This is a genomic window from Micromonospora sp. WMMD1155 (assembly GCF_029581275.1).
In the GTDB taxonomy this organism is placed as follows: Bacteria; Actinomycetota; Actinomycetes; order Mycobacteriales; family Micromonosporaceae; genus Micromonospora.
The window spans coordinates 4653125-4675487 of the sequence record NZ_CP120742.1 but is presented as its reverse complement, the minus strand read 5'-3'; the positions used below and the strand labels follow the sequence as shown (position 1 = coordinate 4675487).

Annotated in this window: 19 protein-coding genes and 1 tRNA gene; 8 read left to right on the top strand and 12 right to left on the bottom strand. The window is 71.9% G+C overall.

Translation table 11 applies throughout. From position 1 onward, the window contains the following. Positions 1 to 6: 6 nt before the first annotated feature. Positions 7 to 630, bottom strand: coding sequence for a response regulator (locus O7617_RS21605; RefSeq protein ID WP_088951901.1), 624 nt, complete (start codon positions 628 to 630; stop codon positions 7 to 9). A gap of 105 nt (positions 631 to 735) precedes the next feature. Here O7617_RS21605 and O7617_RS21600 point away from each other — a divergent pair. The 3 genes from O7617_RS21600 (at position 736) to O7617_RS21590 (ending at position 2328) form a co-directional block, all read left to right on the top strand. Then, positions 736 to 812: transfer RNA gene (locus O7617_RS21600), tRNA-Leu, on the top strand. A 299-nt stretch (positions 813 to 1111) separates the two neighbouring features. Continuing rightward, complete coding sequence (locus O7617_RS21595; protein ID WP_282257723.1) at positions 1112 to 1594, top strand: hypothetical protein; 483 nt, start codon at positions 1112 to 1114, stop codon at positions 1592 to 1594. Between the two features lie 83 nt (positions 1595 to 1677). Further along, entirely contained in the window at positions 1678 to 2328 is a 651-nt protein-coding gene (locus tag O7617_RS21590) for an NAD-dependent epimerase/dehydratase family protein (protein WP_282257721.1), read from the top strand. Here O7617_RS21590 and O7617_RS21585 read toward each other — a convergent pair whose 3' ends face one another. Beyond that, positions 2329 to 3507 carry a PLP-dependent aspartate aminotransferase family protein gene (locus O7617_RS21585; protein WP_282257719.1) on the bottom strand — a complete coding sequence of 393 codons (1179 nt, stop codon included), beginning with the start codon at positions 3505 to 3507 and terminating at the stop codon, positions 2329 to 2331. Between the two features lie 83 nt (positions 3508 to 3590). Here O7617_RS21585 and O7617_RS21580 point away from each other — a divergent pair, with 83 nt between their 5' ends. Both O7617_RS21580 and O7617_RS21575 read left to right on the top strand, forming a co-directional pair. Then, the gene (locus O7617_RS21580) at positions 3591 to 4070 is read left to right on the top strand and encodes an Lrp/AsnC family transcriptional regulator (protein ID WP_282257717.1); all 480 of its coding nucleotides are present in this window, start codon (positions 3591 to 3593) and stop codon (positions 4068 to 4070) included. 12 nt (positions 4071 to 4082) lie between these two features. Further along, a complete protein-coding gene (locus O7617_RS21575) occupies positions 4083 to 5126 on the top strand; it encodes an LLM class flavin-dependent oxidoreductase (RefSeq protein ID WP_282257715.1) in 1044 nt (347 codons plus the stop codon). A 200-nt stretch (positions 5127 to 5326) separates the two neighbouring features. On the opposite strand, the gene O7617_RS21570 is transcribed toward O7617_RS21575, so the two are convergent. Then, a complete protein-coding gene (locus tag O7617_RS21570; protein ID WP_282257713.1) occupies positions 5327 to 7561 on the bottom strand; it encodes a cellulose binding domain-containing protein in 2235 nt (744 codons plus the stop codon). A gap of 243 nt (positions 7562 to 7804) precedes the next feature. Between O7617_RS21570 and O7617_RS21565 the strand changes: the two genes are divergently transcribed. Then, a complete protein-coding gene (locus tag O7617_RS21565; RefSeq protein WP_282257712.1) occupies positions 7805 to 9244 on the top strand; it encodes a pyridoxal-dependent decarboxylase in 1440 nt (479 codons plus the stop codon). A gap of 914 nt (positions 9245 to 10158) precedes the next feature. On the opposite strand, the gene O7617_RS21560 is transcribed toward O7617_RS21565, so the two are convergent. Both O7617_RS21560 and O7617_RS21555 read right to left on the bottom strand, forming a co-directional pair. Beyond that, positions 10159 to 11145, bottom strand: a complete 987-nt coding sequence (locus O7617_RS21560) for a sulfite exporter TauE/SafE family protein (protein WP_282257710.1) — start codon at positions 11143 to 11145, stop codon at positions 10159 to 10161. A 598-nt stretch (positions 11146 to 11743) separates the two neighbouring features. Further along, the gene (locus O7617_RS21555) at positions 11744 to 12208 is read right to left on the bottom strand and encodes an Rrf2 family transcriptional regulator (protein WP_282257708.1); all 465 of its coding nucleotides are present in this window, start codon (positions 12206 to 12208) and stop codon (positions 11744 to 11746) included. Between the two features lie 348 nt (positions 12209 to 12556). Between O7617_RS21555 and O7617_RS21550 the strand changes: the two genes are divergently transcribed. Continuing rightward, on the top strand, positions 12557 to 13225 hold the full coding sequence (locus tag O7617_RS21550) for a YceI family protein (protein WP_282257706.1): 669 nt from the start codon (positions 12557 to 12559) through the stop codon (positions 13223 to 13225). Between the two features lie 44 nt (positions 13226 to 13269). Here the strand turns inward: O7617_RS21550 and O7617_RS21545 are convergent, their stop codons facing one another. The 4 genes from O7617_RS21545 to O7617_RS21530 form a co-directional block, all read right to left on the bottom strand. Continuing rightward, positions 13270 to 14154: an acyl-CoA thioesterase II gene (locus O7617_RS21545; protein ID WP_282257704.1), complete on the bottom strand. Its 885-nt coding sequence runs from the start codon at positions 14152 to 14154 to the stop codon at positions 13270 to 13272. Next, the gene (gene pyk, locus O7617_RS21540) at positions 14151 to 15599 is read right to left on the bottom strand and encodes a pyruvate kinase (protein ID WP_282257702.1); all 1449 of its coding nucleotides are present in this window, start codon (positions 15597 to 15599) and stop codon (positions 14151 to 14153) included. Before pyk ends, O7617_RS21545 begins: the two co-directional genes overlap by 4 nt. A 205-nt stretch (positions 15600 to 15804) precedes the next feature. After that, a complete protein-coding gene (locus O7617_RS21535; protein ID WP_282257700.1) occupies positions 15805 to 17181 on the bottom strand; it encodes an FAD-dependent oxidoreductase in 1377 nt (458 codons plus the stop codon). A 132-nt stretch (positions 17182 to 17313) separates the two neighbouring features. Then, the gene (locus O7617_RS21530) at positions 17314 to 17679 is read right to left on the bottom strand and encodes a YciI family protein (RefSeq protein WP_282257698.1); all 366 of its coding nucleotides are present in this window, start codon (positions 17677 to 17679) and stop codon (positions 17314 to 17316) included. Positions 17680 to 17854: 175 nt separating this feature from the next. Between O7617_RS21530 and O7617_RS21525 the strand changes: the two genes are divergently transcribed. Further along, positions 17855 to 18727, top strand: coding sequence for an aldo/keto reductase (locus O7617_RS21525; protein WP_282257696.1), 873 nt, complete (start codon positions 17855 to 17857; stop codon positions 18725 to 18727). Positions 18728 to 18779: 52 nt separating this feature from the next. On the opposite strand, the gene O7617_RS21520 is transcribed toward O7617_RS21525, so the two are convergent. The 3 genes from O7617_RS21520 to O7617_RS21510 all read right to left on the bottom strand — a co-directional run bounded on the left by O7617_RS21520 (position 18780) and on the right by O7617_RS21510 (position 22337). Next, on the bottom strand, positions 18780 to 19172 hold the full coding sequence (locus O7617_RS21520) for a hypothetical protein (protein ID WP_282257694.1): 393 nt from the start codon (positions 19170 to 19172) through the stop codon (positions 18780 to 18782). Positions 19173 to 19186: 14 nt separating this feature from the next. Beyond that, on the bottom strand, positions 19187 to 21394 hold the full coding sequence (locus O7617_RS21515; RefSeq protein ID WP_282257692.1) for a M48 family metalloprotease: 2208 nt from the start codon (positions 21392 to 21394) through the stop codon (positions 19187 to 19189). Positions 21395 to 21566: 172 nt separating this feature from the next. Beyond that, positions 21567 to 22337 carry an alpha/beta fold hydrolase gene (locus tag O7617_RS21510; RefSeq protein WP_282257690.1) on the bottom strand — a complete coding sequence of 257 codons (771 nt, stop codon included), beginning with the start codon at positions 22335 to 22337 and terminating at the stop codon, positions 21567 to 21569. Positions 22338 to 22363 lie beyond the last annotated feature (26 nt).

The window sequence follows — 22363 nt, the reverse complement described above, 5'->3', positions numbered from 1 at the left end:
AGGCGCTCAGACGGTGGGCTGCTGCGACACCTCGCCGCCGGCGGTCTCCGCGAGAATCCGCTCGGCGACCTCCTTCATGGTCATCCGGTGGTCCATCGCCGTGCGCTGGATCCACTTGAACGCCTGCGGCTCGGTCATCCCGTAGGTCGTCATCAGCGCACCCTTGGCCCGCTCCACCGCCTTACGGATCTCCAGACGGTCGGTCAGGCTCGCGACCTCCGCCTCCAGGGCCGCGACCTCCGAGTAGCGCGACAGCGCGATCTCCACCGCCGGGACCAGGTCGCTCTTCTGGAAGGGCTTCACGAGGTACGCCATCGCGCCCGCCGCCCGCGCCCGCTCCACCAGGTCACGCTGGCTGAACGCGGTCAGGATGATCACCGGGGCGATCCGCGCGCCGGCGATGCGCTCGGCGGCGGCCAGCCCGTCCATGATCGGCATCTTGATGTCGAGGATGACCAGATCGGGCTTCAGCTCCTCGGCGAGGCGGACGGCTGTCTCGCCGTCACCGGCCTCCCCCACCACCTCGTAACCCTCTTCGACAAGCATCTCGGCGAGGTCCAGCCGGATCAGCGCCTCGTCCTCGGCGATCAGTACGCGCCTGCGCTCGGTATCCGTCGGCATCTCAGCCACCAGCCCTACCCCCACCAGTCATAAGCCGACACCAACCCGACCGGGTGTCGCCGCCCTCAGCGTAGTAGGTAACCTATGGGAGGCCACCAGAGCATTCGGCCAAGCGTCCCCGTATTCCAACCGGCAGAGAAGCGGAGCTCAAACCTCCGACAGTGTGGGTTCGAATCCCACCGGGGGCACCAAAAGCGTCGTACGGCTGTTCCAAAATCGTCGGGTGCATCCACCTGAACTACGCAATCGTGCGCGGCAGCAGCACCTCGGCGGCACTACGGTCGCCGAGGTTGCCAGACGTCTGAGACTTCCGTATGCGACGGTCAGGGACTGGTGCAAGCACCAGGTCGAGCCGAGAAGGTCCAGCAGCGAGCTTCGTTGCTTCCGATGCCGGCCCGAGGTCAAGAATCAGACAGATCCCTCTGCGTACCTCTACCTGCTCGGTCTCTACCTGGGAGACGGGCATCTCGTCATCTCCGCACGTGTGCCGGTGCTGCGCATCGCTTGCAGCAGCAGTTGGCCGGGCTTGATCGAGGCGTGCGACATCAGCATGCGGCAGGTGCTCGCGGCGAAGGTCCAGCGCGTCCAGCAGCCCGGTTGCGTCAGCGTGCAGAGTTCCGGCAAGCACTGGCCATGCCTGCTTCCCCAGCATGGTCCCGGCAAGAAACACGAACGTCCGATCGTTCTCGCCGGTTGGCAACGGGACATCGTCGCGACGCATCCGGGTGACTTCCTCCGCGGCCTGTTCCACTCCGACGGCTGCCGTTTCGCCAACCGGGTGACAGTGCGCGGCAAGGCGTACGTCTACCCGCGTTACATGTTCGTCAACGAGTCGGCCGACATCATGGGGCTCTGCCAGTGGGGCCTCGACCTGCTCGGCATCGCTTGGCGGATGAACCGGCGCAACTCGCTGTCGGTGGCGCGACGCGACGCGGTCGTCGCGCTGGACCGGCACGTCGGCCCGAAGTCCTGACCGGTACCGCGCGGATCACGCCGACCGTGGGAGCCTGGCTGACGATCACGGCGAAACGCGGGTGACGACAGAGGTGGGTGCTGATGCGAGTGGCGATCTTCGGTGCGACCGGCATGGTCGGCCAGGGCGTGTTGCGGGAGGCGCTGCTCGCCGAGGACGTGCGGGAGGTGCTCACCGTCGGCCGCAGGCCGACCGGTCAGCGGGATCCGAAGCTGCGGGAGCTGACCGTCGCGGACGTGGGCGACCTGGCGTCGGTGCGCGCCGACCTGACCGGCGTGGACGCGTGTTTCTACTGCCTGGGCGTGTCCTCGCTCGGTCTGGACGAGGCGGCGTACACCACTGTGAGTTACGACTACCCCCTCGCCGCGGCGCGGTTGCTGGCCGAGGTGAGTCCGCGGGTCACGTTCGTCTACGTCTCCGGTGTCGGCACCGACTCGACCGGGCAGGGCCGGGTGATGTGGGCGCGGGTCAAGGGCCGCACCGAGAACGCGATCATGGAGCTGCTGCCCAACGGCTACGCGGCGCGGCCGGGGTTCATCCAGCCGACCCACGGGGCGGTGTCGCGGACCCGGGCGTACCGGATCGGGTACGCGGTGACGCGTCCGCTGTTCCCGGTGTTGCGGCGGTTGTTGCCGAACCACGTCACCACGACGGACGGGATCGGTCGGGCGATGCTGCGGGTGGCCCGGGAGGGTTCGCCGACGCGGGTGCTGGGCAACCGCGAGCTGCGCTGATCAGGCGATCGCGTCGAGCGCCTGGGCGAGGTCGGCGCGCAGGTCCTCGGGGTCTTCGAGCCCGACCGAGAGGCGCAGCAGCGCGGCGTCGGGTTTCGCGTCGCCCTCGACCGGCCGGTGGGTGAGCGAGGCCGGGTGCTGGATGAGGGTGTCGACGCCGCCGAGCGAGACCGCGTGGGTGATGAGCTGGCAGGCGCCGGCGACGGTCGCCGCGGCGGGTGCGCCGCCGCGTACCTCGAAGGCGAGCAGGCTGCCGGGTCCGGCCATCTGGCGGCCGACCAGCGCCGCCGGGTCGTGCGTCGAGGGGTGGTGCACCCGGTGTACGGCGGGGTGGTCGGCGAGCCAGCCGGCGAGTTTCTCGGCGGTGGCCTGTTGGGCGCGGACCCGCAGTGGCAGGGTTTGCAGGCCGCGGTGCAGGAGGTAGCCGCCGAGCGGGTGCAGGATCGCGCCGGTGACCGCGCGGACCTGCCGTAGGCGCGCGGCCCAGTCGGCGTCGCAGGCGACGACACCGGCGAGCACGTCGCCGTGTCCGCCGATGCTCTTGGTGGCGCTGTGCAGGACGAGGGTGGCGCCGTGCCGGGCGGGTTGTTGCAGCACGGGGGTGGCGACGGTGTTGTCGACCAGCAGTGGGACGTCGCCGGCCTGCGCGGCGAGGGCGGCGATGTCGACCAGGTCGACTGTGGGGTTGGCGGGTGTCTCGACGACGACCAGGGCGGTGTCGGGTCGGACGGCGGCGGCGACCTCGTCGGGTCGCGCCCAGGTGACTGTGGTGCCGAGCAGCCCGCTGGCGAGGACGTGGTCGGTGCCGCCGTAGAGGGGGCGGACGGCGACGACGTGCCGGCGGTCGTCGCGGGTGGCGGCGAGCACGGTGGCGGTGAGGGCGGCCATGCCGCTGGCGAAGGCGACGGCCTGGGCGGTGCCCTCCAGTGCGGCGAGGGCGGTTTCGAAGCGGGCGACGGTGGGGTTCCAGAGCCGCTGGTAGACGGCGCTGCCGTCGGCGGGGAGGGTGCCGCCGGTGGCGAGCTGCTCGTATGCGGCGCCGCCGTCGTCGACCGAGGGCAGCGGGTTGGTGGTGGAGAGGTCGATGGGTGGCACGTGCACGCCGAGGGCGCGTAGGTCGTCGCGGCCGGCGTGTACGGCCCGGGTGTCCACCGTCGTCATGCCCGTAGCGTCGAACATCTACCAATGAACAGGCAATGCTTCGGCAGATCATTCTGTCGATCGGCCTGGTTTCGGTGATGGATTCGGGCGAGGATGGCCGAATGTCTCCTGAGCCGAACGATGTGCGGCCGTATCCGGCCCTGGACGAGGTGGACCGCGCGATCCTCGCCGAACTGGCCGCGGACGGTCGCCTGCCGAACAACGCCCTCGCCGAGCGGGTGGGGGTCGCGCCGTCGACGTGTCTGACCCGTACCCGGGCGCTGCGTGAGCGGGGCGCGATCCGTGGTTTCCACGCGGAGGTGGATCCGGCCGCGCTCGGTCTGCCGTTGCAGGCGTTGGTGTCGGTGCGGCTGACCGCGCACGAGCGGGCGGCGGTGGACGCGTTCCGGGCCCGGTCGGTGCGACTGCCGGGGGTGGTGTCGGTGTTCCACGTGGCCGGCGCGGACGACTACGTGCTGCACGTTCGGGCGGCGTCGGGTGACGCGTTACGGGACTTCGTGCTGGATCACCTGGCTGTCGATCCGGTGGTGCAGCACACGCAGACCAGCCTGATCTTCGAGCAGGCACGCGGGATGGGTTGACCGGCGGTCGGAATGAACGGGCAGGCCGGGGAGTTGGCACACCGTGTGATCACCGTACCGTTGTCTGTTCTTGATCTTGCTCCGGTCGCCAAGGGCACCACCGTCGGCGCGGCCCTGGAGGCCACCACCGAGCTGGCGCGACGCACCGAGGAACTGGGCTACCACCGGTTCTGGGTGGCCGAGCACCACAACATGCCGGCGATCGCCAGCTCGGCTCCGGCGGTGCTGCTGGCCCACCTCGCCGCGAACACCTCGACGATCCGCCTCGGTTCGGGTGGGGTGATGTTGCCCAACCACGCGCCGCTGGTGGTGGCCGAGCAGTTCGGCACCCTCGAAGCGCTGCACCCCGGTCGGATCGACCTGGGCATCGGCCGGGCGCCGGGCACCGACCAGGTGACCGCGCTGGCGTTGCGGCGCACCATGGAGGGCCTGTCCGCGGAGCACTTCCCGCGCGAGCTGGCGGACCTGATGAACTACTTCAGCGGGGAGAAGCCGGGGCAGATCATCGCCATGCCGGGTCGGGGTGCGCAGCCGGCCGTGTGGCTGCTGGGCTCCAGCGGCTTCAGCGCTCAACTCGCCGGGCTGCTCGGTCTGCCGTTCTCGTTCGCGCACCACTTCAGCTCGGCGAACACCCTGCCGGCGCTGGCCCTGTACCGGCAGCACTTCCGGCCGTCGCAGTGGTTGGACGAGCCGTACGCGATGGTGGCGGTCAACGCGGTGTGCGCCGAGACCGACGAGCGGGCCGAGTGGCTGGCCGGGCCGAGCGCGTTGTCGTTCCTGAAGCTGCGCTCCGGGCGGCCCGAGCCGCTGTCGACGCCCGACGAGGCGGCGGCGTACCCGTACTCCGAGGTCGAGAGGGAGTTCGTCCTGCAACGCCGCGACGGGCAGGCGATGGGCTCACCGGAGACGGTACGCCGGCAGCTGACCGAGCTGGTGGAGCGCACCGGCGCGGACGAGCTGATGCTGACCACACTGGTGTACGACGTCGCCGACCGGGTGCGGTCGTACGAGCTGATCGCCGAGCAGGTGGCGGGCGGTCTGCGCCGGACGGCGTGAAACACGATCTTCACGTCAGCGTCACTCCGCCGACCCGGACGGTGCCTAATGTTGGTTCCGGTGGTGGTACGGCACTCTCGGTCGGGACGGGTCGAGAGTGCCGCGGTGTGGCGCACCGGGCCGGAGCTGAGCGGATTCCGCGGCTGCGGCCCGGTGCCTGCCACCTTAGGCGACCCGGTCCGGGACCGCCAGGGGTCAGATCAGCGTAGGTGGATGTTCGGCGTGGGCGGGCTGCTGCCCATCCCGTTGCCGATGAAGAACCCTGGGTGCGGCGGCTGGTTGTAGGCGGTGTTCTGCCAGGCGATGGCCACCCGGTACTGCGGGTCGTGCATCAGGGTGTAGAGCCGGACGTTGGTCGGGGTGGGTGTGCTGTAGATGCGCAACGCCCGGCTGTCGGTGGTCCGCCAGATCACCTCTTCACGCCAGTCACCGAGGATGTCGCCGGAGAGCGCCGGCGTGGACTTGGTGCCGTTGTTGGAGGCCACCCCGCTGCCGTCGAGCAGCCGGGTCTCGCCGCCGGTGCCGTACTTGTCGATCTTCGTGCCGTCCAGCAGCTCCCGCACCGGGTCGCCGTCCCACCAGGCGAGGAAGTTCGCCGACGACGGCTTACGGCCGATGTTCTGCCCCCTGGTGTCGGCCAGCCCGGAGGCCGCCGACGACCACGACTCCGCCCCGGGGCTGCCCGCCCAGATGTCCGCCGAGACGCCCCGACCGTTGTCGCCGGAGGCCGGCGTGGACCAGAGCACCCGACCGGTACGGGCGTCGGCGAAGTAGGAGCTGGGCTTGCTGCCGTCCTCGTCGACCTTGAACACCTCCAGGCCGGAGCGGCTCGGGTCGAGGTCCCCGACGTGCAGGGCGTCGCCGTGCCCGTTGCCGGTTGAGTGCAGGAGCCGACCGTTGTCGTCGATGGTGGCCGCGCCGTACACGATCTCCTGACGGCCGTCGCCGTCGACGTCGGCGACGGAGAGCTGGTGGTTGCCCTGACCGGCGGCGGCGCCGTTACCCGACGAGTTCGAGTCGAACGTCCAGCGCTTGGTCAGGGTGCCGTTGCGGAGGTCCCAGGCCGCGATCACCGCACGCGTGTAGTAACCCCGGGCCATGATCAGTGAAGGGCGCTGTCCGTCCAGGTACGCGGTGCCGGCGAGGAAGCGGTCCACCCGGTTGCCGTACGAGTCGCCCCAGGACGACACGGTACCGCGCGGCGGATCGTAGGCGACCGTGGAGAGGATCGCGCCGGTCTGACCGTTGAACATGGTCAGGTACTCCGGGCCGCTGAGCACGTAACCGCTGGAGTTGCGGTGGTCCGCCGACGAGGACCCGATGACCTGACCGGTGCCGGAACGGGTGCCGTCGGCGGTCTTCATGGCCACCTCGGCGCTGCCGTCACCGTCGTAGTCGTACACCTGGAACTGGGTGTAGTGGGCGCCCGCCCGGATGTTGCGGCCCAGGTCGACCCGCCACAACCGGGTGCCGGTGAGGGTGTACGCGTCGACGTAGACGTTGCCGGTGTAGCCGGACTGGGAGTTGTCCTTGGCGTTCGACGGCTCCCACTTGAGCACGATCTCGTAGGTGCCGTCACCGTTCAGGTCACCGACCGAGGCGTCGTTGGCGCTGTACGTGTAACTCTCGCCGCTGGGCGTGCTGCCGCCGGCCGGAACCTGCAACGGCACGTCCAGGTAACCCGCGCCGAACTGCAGCGCCGGTGCCGACGCCGCCTGCTCGACACCGCCGACGACGGCCCGCACGGTGTACGCCGAGCCGGCCGCCGCTCCGCTGTCGAGGTAGTTGGTGGCGCCGGTGATCGGGCTGGCGTTGACCCTGGTGGAGCCCCGGTAGAGGTTGAACGACACGGCGGAGTTCTCGGTGCCGAGCAGCCGCCAGGAGACCAGGTTGGCGCTGCCGGAGCGGACGCTGATCAGGCCCCGGTCCAGGTTCTCCATCTGCAGCCCCCCGCCGGTCGGGGGCGGCGTGGTGGGCGGTGGTGTGGTCGGAGGCGGGGTGGTGGGCTCGCCGGTGGGCGGGGCGCCGGTGCAGACGGTGCCGTTGAGCGTGAAGCTGCTCGGCACCGGGTTGCTGCCGGTCCACGAACCGTTGAACCCGAACGAGGCGGAGCCGTTCGTGGCGAGGCTCGCGTTGTGGTCGACGTTGCGGGCGGTGACCTGGGCGCCGGACTGCGTGACGACGGCGTTCCACGCCTGGGTGACCTGCTGGCCGGCGGCGTACGACCAGGTGAGGGCCCACCCGTTGACCGGGTCGCCGAGGTTGGTGACGGCGACGTTGGCACCGAAGCCGCCCTGCCACTGGTTCGTGATCTGGTAGTCGACGCGGCAGCCGACGGCCGCGGCCGAGGCGGCGACCGTGGCGAGGGTGCCGGTCACGACGGCGGCGGCCGTCGTACCGGCGAGCAGGATCAGCCGATGTCTGGACGGGTGCATGAGCTGCCTCCGGGGATCCGGTGACGACCGCTGTGGCCCACTGGCCCGGCCCGGGGAGCACAGTGGATCGGCCCGGCCGCGGCGGCGGCGGACGGCGGTCTGATCGGGGGTGAACGCCCTGGAACTCACGGATCCGACTCAAGCCGCATCGTAGGGCAAGCGCTTTCCGCTCCGCAATATCGACGTCCGTCACCGCGATTCCGGGTCTTGCGTCCACGATCGATGCCTGATCAACTCGTTGGGGTGACCGCTGCACACATGGACCCCGACGAGTTCCGCCGCGCCGGCCACGCCGTCGTCGACTGGATCGCCGACTACTGGGCGACAGTCGGGCAACAGCCGGTCGCCCCGTCCGACCCGCCCGGCACTGTCGCCGCCGCCCTCCCCACCACGCCACCCACCACGGGCGGCGAACCGGTCGAGGCGGTCCTCGCCGACCTGGACGCGATCGTCGTACCGGGGTTGACCCACTGGCAGCACCCGAGCTTCTTCGGCTACTTCCCGGCCAACACCTCCGGCCCCAGCGTGCTCGGCGACCTGGTCAGCTCCGGGCTCGGCGTGCAGGGCATGCTCTGGGCCACCAGCCCCGCCAGCACCGAGTTGGAGACGGTGTTGATGGACTGGCTGGCGCACCTGCTGGACCTGCCGCAGCAGTTCCGTTCCAGCGGCAGAGGCGGCGGCGTCATCCAGGACTCCGCCTCCTCGGCCACCCTGGTGGCCACCCTCGCCGCTCTGCACCGGGCCAGCGGGGGCCGCTGGCGCGAGACCGGCATCGACCGACGCTACCGCGCCTACACGTCCACCCACGGGCACTCCTCCATCGAGAAGGCCGTCCGGATCGCCGGACTGGGCAGCGACGGGGTCCGCACGATCGACGTGGACCCGGCCACCCAGGCGATGCTGCCCGCCGCGCTACGCGCCGCCATCGAAGCCGACCTCGCCGCCGGAGACGTACCGGCCGTCGTGGTGGCCACCATCGGCACCACCTCCACCACCGCCGTCGACCCGATACCGGAGATCGGGGCCATCTGCGCGGAGTACGGCATCTGGCTGCACGTCGACGCCGCGTACGCGGGCGCCGCCGCCGTCTGCCCCGAACTGCGGTGGTCACACGCCGGCCTGGAGTACGCCGATTCGTACTGCTTCGACCCGCACAAGTGGCTGCTCACCGGCTTCGACTGCGACGCGTTCTGGGTGGCCGACCGGGCCGAGCTGATCGAGGCGCTGACCGTGCTTCCAGAGTTCCTCCGCAACGCGGCCTCCGACTCCGGCGCGGTGATCGACTACCGCGACTGGCAGGTGCCGCTGGGCCGACGTTTCCGGGCCCTGAAGCTGTGGTTCGTGCTGCGCTGGTACGGCGCCGAAGGACTGCAGGCACACATCCGCTCCGGCGTGCGGCTCGCCGAACGGTTCGCCGAACAGGTTCGCTCCGACGACCGGTTCGAGCTGGCGGCCGCGCACCCGTTCGCGCTTGTCTGCTTCCGGCTACGCGCCGACGACGACGTCAACGCCGCACTGCTGACCTCGGTGAACGCCACCGGACGCGTCCACCTGACGCACACCCGAATCGCCGGCCGCTACACGCTGCGGATGGCCATCGGCTCCCCGCAGACCACCGACAAGCACGTCGACGACGCCTGGACCCTGCTCGCCACCACGGCCCAAGATCTTCTCAACCGCTGACCCGCGCCCCGCCCCCGCAGACACCCCGTGCCCCGCCGCGCCGTCGCCCGCCGCGCCGTCGCCCGCCGCGCCGCGCCCCGTCGCCCGCCGCAGACGCCCCGCCTCCCGTCGCCGCGCCCCGCGCCCCGCGTCCCGCGCCCCGCGTCCCGCGTCCCGCGTCCCGCGTCCCGCGTCCCGCGTCCCGCGTCCCGCGTCCCGCGTCCCGCGTCCCGCGTCCCGCGCCCCGCGCCCCGCGCCCCGCGCCCCGCGCCCCGCGCCCCGCGCCCCGCGCCCCGCGCCCCGCGCCCCGCGCCCCGCGCCCCGCGCCCCGCGCCCCGCGCCCCGCGCCCCGCGCCCCGCGCCCCGCGCCCCGCGCCCCGCGCCCCGCGCCAAGATCCTCACAACATCAGGGATGTTGCTGCCTCAGACACGCGGGACACAGCAACAACCCTGATGTTGCGCGGATCTTGACCACGAACCCGTCGCGCGGCCGACCGGGAGCAGGTCGAACGCCGGCAACCGTCAAGGTCACGCTCGAACCAGGATGTAGTGGCCACGAAGCGCCGGGATACCACTACATCCTGGATCTTGCGCGATCTTGGCGAGGAGCGCCTGGCGGAAAGGTCAGCCGTGACCGTTGGGGCCCGGTGACGGGTGCGCCCGTCGACCGAGCACGCGCCCGTCGACCGAGCACGCGGGCGGGGACGAGCGCGGGGACAGGGACGGGCACGCGCGGGGACGAGCGCGGAGACAGGGACGGGGACGCGGGCGGGGACGCGGGCGGGGACGCGGGCGGGGACGAGCGCGGGGACGCGGGCGGGGACGCGGGCGGGGACGCGGGCGGGAACGGGGACGAGCACGCGGGGACGAGCGCGGGGACGCGGGCGGGAACGGGGACGAGCACGCGGGGACGAGCACGCGGGCGGGGGTGGGGTTCAGCGTGGGTGAGGCGTACCCGATGGGGTCAGATCGGCCGGGACCACGACGGCGGCGGCAGCGCCGACGAGGGCGGCCGGGGCGGGCGCGGGAGAGGCGTTCGCCGCCGCGGCTTCCTCGGCGCGGGACTGCCGGGTTCGGCGCAGGGCCCGCACGGCCAGCACCAGGGCGGCAAGCCAGCCGACGGCCAGCAGTGCGTACAGGATGGGGCGGACAGGTCCGTCGAGTTCGGCGGAACGGATCAGGGTGCGGGCATTGGTCAACACGATCACGCCGCCGATCGCCGCGCCGAGCAGTTGGGCGGGCACGATTCGTACCAGCCAGGCGGCCAGCGGGGCGGCGATGAGTCCGCCGACCAGCAGCGCGGCGACGGTGGGCAGCAGGAACCCCTCGGTGCCCAGCCCGATGAGGAACCCGACACTGGCCGCGCCGGCCACGACGAACTCGGCGGTGTCCACCGAGCCGATCACCTTGCGGGGCTCCATGCGGCCGGACACCAGCAGCGCCGGGGTGGCCACCGGGCCCCACCCACCGCCGCCGGTCGCGTCGACGAAGCCGGCGACCAGGCCGAGTGGGCCGAGAAAGCGACCGCGGAGCCGCCCGCCGACCCGACCGGTGCGCAGCGGTCGGGCGAAGCGGACCAGCAGGTACGCGCCGAGGGCGAAGAGGATGCCGGCCATCCACGGCGCGGCGGCCTCGGTGGAGATCGAGCTGAGCAGGGTGGCGCCGGCGAAGGCCCCGATCGCGCCGGGCAGGGCGATGCGGGTCACCACTCGCCAGTCGACGTTGCCGAACCGCCAGTGAGCGACCCCGGCGGCGAGCGTGGTGCCGATCTCGGCCAGGTGCACCGACGCCGAGGCGGCAGCCGGGGCGACTCCGGCGACCAACAGCAGCGTGGACGAGGTCAGCCCGTACGCCATGCCGAGCGAACCATCGATCAACTGCGCGACGAGCCCGACCAGAGCGAGGACCAGTAGCTTGCGCACGAGCGCCCCCTGACTTTTCGGTATCTCCTATCGACTTGGTCGACAATGCGGCACGGGGCAGCCAGGGTCAAGCCCCCGATCGGTGGATGGGACGCCGACGTGTGGCGCACGCCGACGCAACCCTCTGATCACCGATGCGGATGAGGGTGGCGGCCTCGATGTGGGTGTGCGTGGGAGGACTGATCACGCTGGACCGCGCGACACAGTGCGGGCACGGCGATTTCCGCCGCCTCGCCCACCGAACGCTTTACCACCGGAAGATCTTGGACAGTTACCGTTCAGCGCGGCACAGTTCAGCGCGGACGGAAACCGTCCAAGATCTCGCCGCAACGGCACCAGAGCCGGTCGGCGGGACCTGAGCGACCTGTTCGGCGGGCCGGACGACTCAGCGCGCCGACCCAGCAGGCCGGCGGACGCCGGAACGACAGACGCCGAGACGACGAACGGCGAGACGACCCCGCGCACCCGCACCGACAACGGCGCCCGGCGGACGGCGAGACTGACCAGCTCGACGTGATGAACCCGACAGCGGCACAGCAGGGACAGCGGGCGCGACGCGGCAGGACACCATCGCGCCCTGGCGGGGAACGGGCGAAGCTCAGGTCCAGGCGCGCGGGTCGGCCACCAACTCGGTGACCCGTGCGGGCAGGGTGCCTGCGGCCACGTCGGCGACGCTCACCAGTTCGAGGATTTCGCGTTCGCTCGCCCGCAGCGCGATCCAGACTTCCTGCAGCGCCCGGGCCGGGCCGTGGTAGCCGAGTTGTTCCGGGCGCTGGCCGCGTACGTGTGCGAGGGGCCCGTCGATCACCCGGATGACGTCGGCGAGGGAGATCTCCTCGGCCGGGCGGGCCAGCCAGTAGCCGCCCTCCGGGCCACGCTGGGCGTGCACGATGCCGCCGCGCCGCAGCTGGAGCAGGATGCTCTCCAGGAACTTCGGTGGGATCTCCTGAGCTCGAGCGATCTGGTCGGCGGTGACCGGGCGGCCGCGCCCGGGACCGCTGGCCGTCGCGGCGAGTTCGGCGGCCGCGCGGAGGGCGTAGTCGACCCGGGCGGAGAGGCGCATGCCGGCAAGGTTAGTCGCTGGTCAACCAGGCGGGCAGGCGACCCTCGGCCGATCGGACACACACCGATCGGAACGGGCACCGGTCGGGCGCTCCGCGGTTGCTACCGGGAACCGATGAGAGGCCCCGCCGGCAGCGGCGACGGCCACCGCCGGGGATGCGCACAGCACACCGACCGAGGCCACCGCCGGGGACGGGTGAGCTGCCTCATGATCCACCGAACGGTGGGGGCCGAAATGCGGTTCGGGAGCCTCCTTATGCTGGGCGGGAGTACGACTGTCTGGCCGTTTACCCGACCGCCGGCAAGATATTGATAAACGCCCGGGCACCCTCGGGGGGAAGGCACCACGATGACCGATACCGCGACACGTAACTGGGATGGCATGACCATCCCGGTGGCCGGCACCTATCATCTCGATCAGGCGCACAAGCGGATCGGTTTCCTGTCCCGGCACATGATGGTGAGCCCGGTACGCGGCGAGTTCGCCGAGGCCAGCGCACAGGTCTTCGTGGCGGAGGATCCGCTGCTCTCCTCGGTCACGGCGACCATCATGTCGGCCAGCATCACCACCGGGAGCGGTGACCGGGACACGCATCTCAAGAGCGCCGACTTCCTCGACGTGGAGCGTTATCCCACCCTCGAATATCGAAGCACCGGCATCAAATGGCAGGGTAACGACAACCCGATATTCCAGTGGGCCCGGCTGCGCAACCACCGGCTGGCCGGACGAGGCCGGAGTCACATTGTTCCGCCGCAGTCCGACGGCATTCCCGGACGATTCGTCCTCACGGGTGAGTTGACGGTGAAGGGGATCACCCGGGCTGTGGACCTGGAGGTGAACTTCGGCGGCGCACGTCAGGATCCGTACGGGCAGAACATCTTCGGGTTCAGCGCGACGGCCGAGATCAACCGCGAGGACTACGGTCTGCTGTGGAACGTCGTCCTGGAGAGCGGCGGGGTGCTGGTCGGTAAGACGGTGCAGATCGAGATCGCCGGCGAGGCGATCCACCAGGGCTGACTCTCGTCATCCCCGCCACGGGCCGGGCGGGGATGACGAGGGGGTCAGGCCCCGACGCGGCGCAGCAGACCCTCCTGGACGGCGCTGGCGATCTGCTGGCCGTCGGTGGTGAACATCCGGCCGGTGGCCAATCCGCGGGCCCCGGACGCCGACGGGCTCAGGCAGTCGTAGAGGAACCACTCGTCGGCGCGGAAGGGCCGGTGGAACCACAGGGCGTGGTCCAGGCTCGCGCCGACGAGCCCGCCCGGCCCCCACACCTCACCGTGCGCGGAGAGCACCGAGTCGAGCAGGGTGAGATCCGAGGCGTAGGTGAGCGCGCAGGCGTGCAGCAGCGGATCGTCGGGCAGTTTGCCGTCGATGCGCATCCAGACCCGCTGGTGCGGGTCGGCGGGCCGGTCACCGGGGCGCACCCAGCCGGGCTCCCCCACGTAACGCACGTCGATCGGTCGCGGGATCTGACCCCACATGCCGAGCCGCTCCGGGTAGCGGGCGAGCCGGTCGGCCATCGTCGGCACGTCCTGCGGCAGGGGTACGTCCAGCGGGGCGGTGACCTGGTGGTCCAGGCCTTCCTCGGCCCGCTGGAAGGACGCCGACATGAAGAAGATCGGCTTGCCGTGCTGCAGCGCCACCGAACGGCGCACCGAGAACGACCGTCCGTCGCGGATGTTCTCCACCTGGTACTCGATCGGTTCGACCGGGTCGCCGGGGCGCACGAAGTAGCCGTGCAGGGAGTGCACGAACCGCTCCGGGTCGACGGTGCGGCCGGCGGCGACCAGGGCCTGACCGGCGACCTGGCCGCCGTACACCCGTTGTGGGCCGACCGGAGGGCTCATCCCCCGGAAGGCCATCTCGCCGGTCGGGTCGAGGTCCAGCACTTCCAGGAGCTGGTCCACGGCGGCCTGGCCGACCGCGACCCGACCGTCGCTCACTGCAGGGCCCGCGCCGACGCCGCGTCGACCAGCGAACCGAGCTGGTGTACGCGCAGCGTGTTGGTCGAGCCGGGGGTGCCGGGCGGGCTGCCCGCCACGATCACCACGTAGTCACCGGGGTTGGCCCGGTTGAGGCCGAGCAGCGCCTGGTCGACCTGACGGAACATGTCGTCGGTGTGCTGCACGAACGGCATCAGGAAGGTCTCCACGCCCCAGGTGAGGGCGAGCTGGTCGCGCACCTCGGGGACCGGCGTGAAGGCCAGCAGCGGCAGGTCGCAGTGCAGGCGGGACAGCCGTCGGACGGTGTCGCCGGTCTGCGAGAAGGCGACCAGCGCCTTGGCGTTGATGGCCCGGGCGATCGACGAGGCGGCGACGGTGAGCGCGCCACCGTGGGTACGCGGGTCGTGCTGCAGACGGGGAACGCCGATCGAGCCGGACTCGGTGGTCGTCACGATCTTGGCCATGGTGCTGACGGTCAGCACCGGGTACTTGCCGACGCTGGTCTCGCCGGAGAGCATCACGGCGTCCGCGCCGTCGAGCACGGCGTTGGCGACGTCGGAGGCCTCCGCGCGGGTGGGGCGGGAATTCTCGATCATGGAGTCGAGCATCTGGGTGGCCACGATGACGGGCTTGGCGTTCTCGCGGCACAGCTGCACGGCACGCTTCTGCACCAGGGGGACCTGGTCCAGCGGCATCTCGACGCCGAGGTCACCGCGGGCGACCATGACGCCGTCGAAGGCCAGCACGATGGCCTCGAGCTCGTCCACCGCCTCCGGCTTCTCGACCTTGGCCAGCACCGGGCGGAACACGCCCTCCTCGGCCATGATGCCGTGCACGAGCTTGATGTCCTCCGCCGAGCGGACGAAGGAGAGCGCGACCAGGTCGACGCCGAGCCCGAGGGAGAAGCGCAGGTCCTCGGCGTCCTTGTCCGACATGGCGGGCACGCTGACCGCCACGTTGGGCAGCGAGACGCCCTTGTTGTTGGAGACCGGGCCGCCCTCGGTGACGAGGCAGCGGATGTCGTTGCCGGTGACGTCGCTGACCTCGACGGCGACGCGGCCGTCGTCGATCAGCAGCCGGTCTCCGGGCTTCACCTCGTGCGGCAGCTTGGTGTAGGTGCAGGAGACCCGCTCCTTGGTGCCGAGGATGTCGTCGCCGGTGATCACGACCGAGTCGCCGGTGCGCCACTCGTGCGGGCCGTCGGCGAACTTGCCGAGGCGGATCTTGGGGCCCTGGAGGTCGGCGAGGACGGCCACCGGCTTACCTGCCGCCTCGGACGCCTCCCGGACCAGTCGATAGACCGCCTCGTGGTCGGCGTGGCTGCCGTGGCTGAAGTTGAGCCTCGCCACGTTCATGCCGGCCTCGACGAGACCCCGGATGCGCTCCGGGGACGAGGTGGCGGGACCAAGAGTGCAGACGATCTTCGCGCGGCGTGTCACGCCCATCAGGCTAGTCTCTCCTTCAGGTCGGACTCGGGACCGACCCATTGCAGGCAGCGGAACATGTGTCCAACGACGCGCGGCGCGCGTCGGGCCGACGGGCGGAACCACGCCGGGAACGTTGTGGCGACGGGCAACAGCGACCGCGCGCCGGGAATCGTACGCCTCCGGTGACGTGCGCTGTCGGGGTGCTCCCGGCGGCGGCCTGCCATCAGTGCGCCGACGGGGGCAGGGTGGGCACCGCGGTGAGCAGCTCACGGGGGTCGTAACGGTGCTTGGCGCGGCGCAGCCGCGGCCAGTTCGCGCCGTAGGCGAGCCGGACCCGGTCGGTCTCCTCGGGGGCGAGCAGGTTGGGGTAACCGCCGGGCAGGGCGTGCGGGGCGAGCCCCGTCGAGGTGCGCTCGGCCCAGTCGCGGTGCGGCTCGGCCGAATCGCCGGGCGCCCACACCGCGATGATCTCGGCGAGCAGGTGCTCGGTGCGCAGCCCGAACGCCGTGTCGGCCCGCCGGACCCGGGTGGCCGCACCGTGGAAGTGGTGCACGGCCAGCGCGGAGAACGGCGAGCTGACCTGCCGGGCGGCGTCGACGACCACGTCCACGGCGCGGTCGGTGAGCGCGGGAAGCCAGCGGGTGCGCAGCAGGTAGTGGTTGCCGTCGACCATTCCGCCGTCGAACATCCGCAGGGCGTCCGCGTACGGCATCGGGGCGATCTGGTCGACCAGCGGGGTGCCCAGGGCACGTAGTCGGTCCATCCACGGCAGCCCGGCGTCCAGGTCCGGGCCGCTGTGAAAGGGGCAGACGAAGATCACCGGTTCGCCGGCCGGGCCGGGCAGGAAACCGGTCATCACGGTCAGCTCGTCCGGGGCCTCGGCGACCAGCGCGCCGTAGCCGCGCAGCACGTCCGGCGCCTCGGCCAGCGGAAACATGATCATGCCGGCCAGCACGGCGGGCAGCCGGTGCGCCCGGAAGCGCAGCTCGGTCACGATGCCGAGGTTCCCGCCACCGCCGCGCAACGCCCAGTACAGCTCGGCGTCGTGCCGGGCGTCGGCGGTGACCCGACGGCCGTCGGCGAGGACCACCTCCGCACCGAGCAGGTTGTCCACGGTCAGCCCGAACCGGCCGCCCAGCGGGCCGTACCCGCCGGCGAGGCTGAGCCCGGCCATGCCCACGGCGTCGACCACACCGGTGGGCACCACCAGGTCGTACGGGCGGGCGGCGGCGAGCAGCCCGGCGGCCGTGGTGCCGCCGCCGACCGTCACCGTGGCCGTGTCCGGGTCCACCCGGACGGCCCGCAATCCGGTCAGGTCGAGCACCAGCCCGCCGTCGCGCAGGGCCCGACCGGCCCAGTCGTGCCCGCCGGAGCGGACCGACAGGGGCAGGTGGCACCGGGCGGTGATGCGGACGGCGTCGGCCACCTCGTCGGCGTCCCGGCAGTGCGCGACCAGGGCGGGCGCGCGCTGGACCGCGCCGTTCCAGAGCCGGGTGGTGGCGGCGTACTCGGGATCGCCCGGCTCGTGCAGCCGGTCGCCGAGCAGGGCCCGCAGTCGGGCGGTGGCCGTCGCGACATCACCGGTGGCGGCGGAGCTCATGGCGACTCCTCGACCGGGGCCGATCGATGGCTCCGGGTGCGCCCCGGCGGCGGCCCTCGCTGGGGGCGACCGTAGCACCGCAGGGCCGCCGAGCGCCGTCACCATCACGACAGCCGCCGATTGACCGGCCAGTCAGCTCCCGGCCTTGACCAGCGGAAACTCCAGAGACCCGGCCGGGCAGAGGAAGGTCAGCACGTCCACCCGGTACAGCCCGGCCTGCACCGCCGGGTCGGCCTCCAGCACGCTGCGCACGTCCTCGACGCTGCCGGTGCGGGCGAGCCCGAAGCCGATCGGGGGCTCCGGGTTGCTCGTCGTCCCGTCGATCGAGCCGGAGACCAGGATGATGCCGCGTCGCTGCAACGCCTGCATGTGCTCGGCGTGCTCGGCCTGCAACCGCTGCACGGTCTCGGCGGGCAGCACCCGCCCGGCCGCGCCGGGGTAGAGCACGATGCACTCGTACGTGTCGAGCGCGAAGTCGACCTGCGGCACTCCCGCCATGGGTGCTCCCTTCGCCGTCGCACCGGTTCGCACCGGCCCCGGTCAGCGTCGCACGTACGCGGTGGCCGTACCCGTCGCTTCCAGGCAACCGGAGTCGGCGGGCCGGCGACGTGTCCGGCCACACAGTCGGCGGGCCGGCGGTGTCACGGCCGGATTCCAGGGGATGATCTGCCCCATGGCGACAAACATCAGTGAGCAGCCCGCTAAGGCGTCCGGCACGTACCGCATCGGTGGCGACGTCACCGTCAACCGGCTCGGCTACGGGGCGATGCAGATCACCGGTCCGGGTGTCTGGGGAGACCCGAAGGACCCGGCGGAGGCGGTCCGGGTGCTGCGCCGCGCGGTCGAGCTGGGCGTGACGTTCATCGACACCGCCGACTCGTACGGGCCGTTCGTCTCGGAGTTGCTGATCCGGGAGGCCCTGCACCCGTACGCCGATGACCTGGTCATCGCGACCAAGGGTGGGTTCACCCGGTCCGGGCCGGGCGACTGGCGGGTGGTGGGCCGCCCGGAGTACCTGCGTCAGCAGTGTGAGCTGAGCCTGCGCCACCTCGGCCTGGACAGCATCCCGCTCTATCAACTGCACCGGATCGACCCGAAGGTGCCGCTCGCCGACCAGCTCGGTGAGCTGGCCCTGTTGCAGCAGGAGGGAAAGATCCAGCACATCGGGCTGTCCGAGGTCAGCGTCGCGCAGATCGAGGAGTCCCGGGCGATCACCACGATCGCGTCGGTGCAGAACCTGTACAACCTCGCCAACCGCAGCGCCGAGGACGTGCTGGAGTACTGCGAGCGCAACGACCTCGCGTTCATCCCGTGGTACCCGATCGCCACCGGTGAGCTGGCCCGCCCGGGCGGCCCGCTGGACGCGATCTCCAGCGCGCACGGCGCGTCGCCCGTACAGCTCGCGCTGGCCTGGCTGCTGCGTCGCTCGCCGGTCATGCTGCCGATCCCCGGTACGTCGTCGGTGGCGCACCTGGAGGAGAACGTGGGCGCGGCCGACGTGCGGCTCACCGACGACGAGTTCGAGGCGCTCGCCAAGGCGAGCTGACCCCCGGCCGGTCCGGACGCCCGCCGGCACCGAGCCACCGGACGCCGCCGACTCAGTCGGCGGCGTCCGGACCGGGCTCCCGGGCGGCCCGCAGCGCCTCGGTCGCCTGAGCCAGCAGGCGCGCGGAATCGGTGCGCCCGCTCACCTGGAGTTCCACCTCGGTGTCCCCCGTCTGGATCCGGATGCTGGCCTCGGTGCGCTGCTGGTCGACCCAGGTCTGCAACAGGTTGAACAGACCGGGCAGCAGACCCTGGGCCAGCACCGCGATGATCACCGCGTCGCTGAAGCCCGGTCGGCCCCCACCACCGCCGGCCTGGCGGACCACCGGCCGGTACTCCGGGCGGCGGTGGATCCAGGTCAGCAGGTCGACCGACGGCTGCTGTCGCTGCCGGGGGTTGATGGTCAGCCGTACGGGCAGCCGGGCCGCGGCGTCGCTGTCGGTCACGGTGGGTCTCCCGGTCAGTCGTCGGAGGCGGGTCGGAAGGTGACGGTGTCGCCGTCGGCGGTGGCGACGCCGGTGACGGTCAGCGCGTTGTCGTCGGTGAACGGCGAGCTGGTGCCGAAGTACGTGGTGGTGCCGCTGACCTGCACCCGGCCCTGGCCCTGCAGCGGCGTGGCCACCCGGGCGCTGCTCGGGCCGGTCAGCTCGACGGTGACCTTCGGGTATTCCAGGATCTTCCAGGTGATCTTCTGCGCGGACCCGCCGTAGTAGCGGAACGGGCAACCGGGTGGTGCGGCGACCGTCTGCTTGGCGCACTCGTCCAGCCAGGCGCGGACCCGGGCGTCGACGGCCTCGGTCGCCGCCGGCTTGAGCACCGGGGTCAGTTGCAGGGTGGCGGCGCCCTGCCCCGGTACGGCCAGCACCGTCGTGCTCGGCGTCTCACTGAGCGCGCTGGACGGGCCGGTGGCGGTGTAGGCACCGGGCAGCAGCACCAGCGGCGGCCCCTCGGTGGCGACCGGCAACTCCACCCCGTTGAGCTTCACCCCGGGGTCGGCGATCGACGGGTGGAGCGAGATCGGCCCACCGGTCAACCGCCAACCGCGGAACAGACCGGCGGTGGCCTCCTGGTCGCGCTCCAGCGTGAGGGTGGCGGTCTGCGGCGCGTCGGCCAGCCGGTACGCCACGGTGGCCGTCGCCTTGTCGCCGTCGCGCTCCAGCGAGCTGACCTCGACGTCGGTCGGTGGTTGGTAGCCGTCGCCGCGCAGCAGTCGACCGAGCCGTTCGGTGTCGGTGCCGGCGCCCTGGTCGGTCAGGTAGCCGAGCGCGGCCTCGCTGTCCCGGTCGGCGAGCGCGCCGAAAAAGCCCTCGACCGCCGTCTGGGGGCGGAAGAACGCCCACTGCACCGCGCTGAGCCCACCGGCGCCGAGGCAGGCGACCAGGGCGAGGACACCCACCAGCAGCCAGGTGCGGCGGCTCCCGACCGGGCCGGGTTGGTTGAACAGTCGCTCGACGGTGACCGGCTCGGCCACCCCGACGGGCGCGCCGGTCGGCGTCGCCCGTTCCAGCGCGTCGAGCCGGAGTTCGTGCGGCGGGTGGGTGGCGCAGACCGCCTCGTCCCAACCGCTGCGGCCGGTCTCGAAGGACAGCCGCCGTTCCAGGATGCGCCGCATCCCGTCGACGTGCCCGGTGAGCACGGCACCCAGGTCGGCCCGGTACTCCGCCGCCCGGACGTCCCGGGCGTGCAGCGGCAGCACCACGTACCGCATGGTGAGCAGCACCGGCCAGAAGAACAGGAAGACCACGAAGTTGGTGGCCGGATGAGGGAACGTCCGCATCAGCCAGGTCGGCAGGGCGTGCGCGAGGGTGAGCGGCAAGCCGACGCCACGCACGAAGGCGCTGGTGACCTCGTCACCGGTGCGCCAGTGCACCAGCTCGTGACTGAGCAGCGCGGCGATCTCGTCGTCGGCCTCGGTGAGCACCGCGGTGGTGACCACGACGTGCCGGGCGTACGTGCGGGCGTTGCTCAGGACGGGGTCGTCCTCCATGAGTAGCCGCGGCACGCTGGGCAGGCCGAGCCGTCGCGCGCAGTCGTCGAGCACGGGTCGCAGCCGCGCGGCCTCGCGACGGCTGGGTTGGCGGGCGCCGGAGACGACGAGCAGTCGCGGTTCCAGCAGCACCCGGTAGAGCGTGTAGAGGACCCCGATCAGCGCGGCCGCGACGACGGTGCCGAGCAGACCGGTGACCACCGTGAAGGGCCCGTCACCCGCACCCAGCCAGGGCAGCACCAGCACGCTGAGGAAGCCGACGACGAAGCCGACGGCGAAGCCCGCGACACCGCCGAGAACCCCGCCGGAGCGGCTCAGGAACGACTCCAGCAGGGAGCCGATCAGCGGCGCGTCGCGGAGCACCTGTGGCACCTGGTCGTCCGCGCCGAGACCGCCGGCGAAGAGGCCGACGATGCCGAAGCTGAGGCCGCCCCAGAAGGCCAGGAGGAGCGCCACCGGCAGGTAGAACCAGGTGGCGACGAAGGCGCCCAGCACACCGCGCCAGTCCCGCAGGATCCCGGCGCGCAGCCAGACCAGCGCGCTGGGATAACCCGGTGGGCGGTCGGTCAACCCACCGACGGTCGACGGCGGGTCGGCCGCCGGTGGTTCGGCGGCTCGGACGTCGAGCTGCGGCACGGTCGGCGGGGTGTTCTCCGGCGGCATGGTGTGCGGCTCGGTCATGCGCGCTGCTCCTTCGCGAAGGTCACTTCCTCTGTCGTCAGTGGACAGCCGCAGCAGGCTATCGAGGACGTCTGATGTCTGCCACATCCTTTCCCGGCAACGTCGGGCAACCGACAGTCACCCGTCCACGACTGTGGGGGTGGTCCCGGCGGGACCACCCCCACGGGCCGGGTCAGAGCGCGAGGCAGTTGGGCCGCACCGGGCCGTCGACCAGGGCGCCACGCACGATGCTGTACGCCGTGCCGTCGAGCACCAGGCCGAGGTGCCCCACCACCCGCAGCGGGCAGTACGACTGGATCAACACGTTCGTCGCACCGTCGTTGACGACGGCGTTGCCGGTCGGCCGGACCAGCTCGTCCTGCAGGGTGCGGATGGTGGTGTAGCGCACCGCGCCCGGGGTGTCGTCCCCGGCGTTGAGGTCGGCGAGGAAGGCCGAGCCGATGGTCATCTGTTGGCAGGCCACGATGCCGGCGCAGCTGCCGAGTCCGAGGAACGCCACGATGTTGGCGACGTAGGTGCCGTACTGCGGGGTGCCCAGGCTGACGTAACGGCCGACGGTGGCCGTGCCGCCGAGCCGCTTGAGGTAGTAGCGGCTGACCAGGCCACCTTCGGAGTGGGCGACGACGTCCACCGTCGAGGCGCCGGTGCCGGCGCGCACCTGGTCGACGTAGGTGGCGAACGCGCGGGCGGAGGTGGGGATGTCGCCCAGGCCCAGCCCGGGCAGTTGGTAGACGAAGGCGCGGTAGCCGTCGGCGCGCAGCCGGGCGGCGATCGGCTCGTACGCGACGGCGACGCCACTGAGCCCGCCGACCACGATCACGGGGTTGGCGGCGGCGGTCGGGGCAGCGGTCGGTACGGCGGGGGCGGCGGTCGCCGTGCCGGCGGACGCGATCAGGGCGGCGACGGCGACGGACACGACGAGGACGGTCTTTCGGAGCAGCATGGCTGCACCTCCGGGGGGAGGCACCC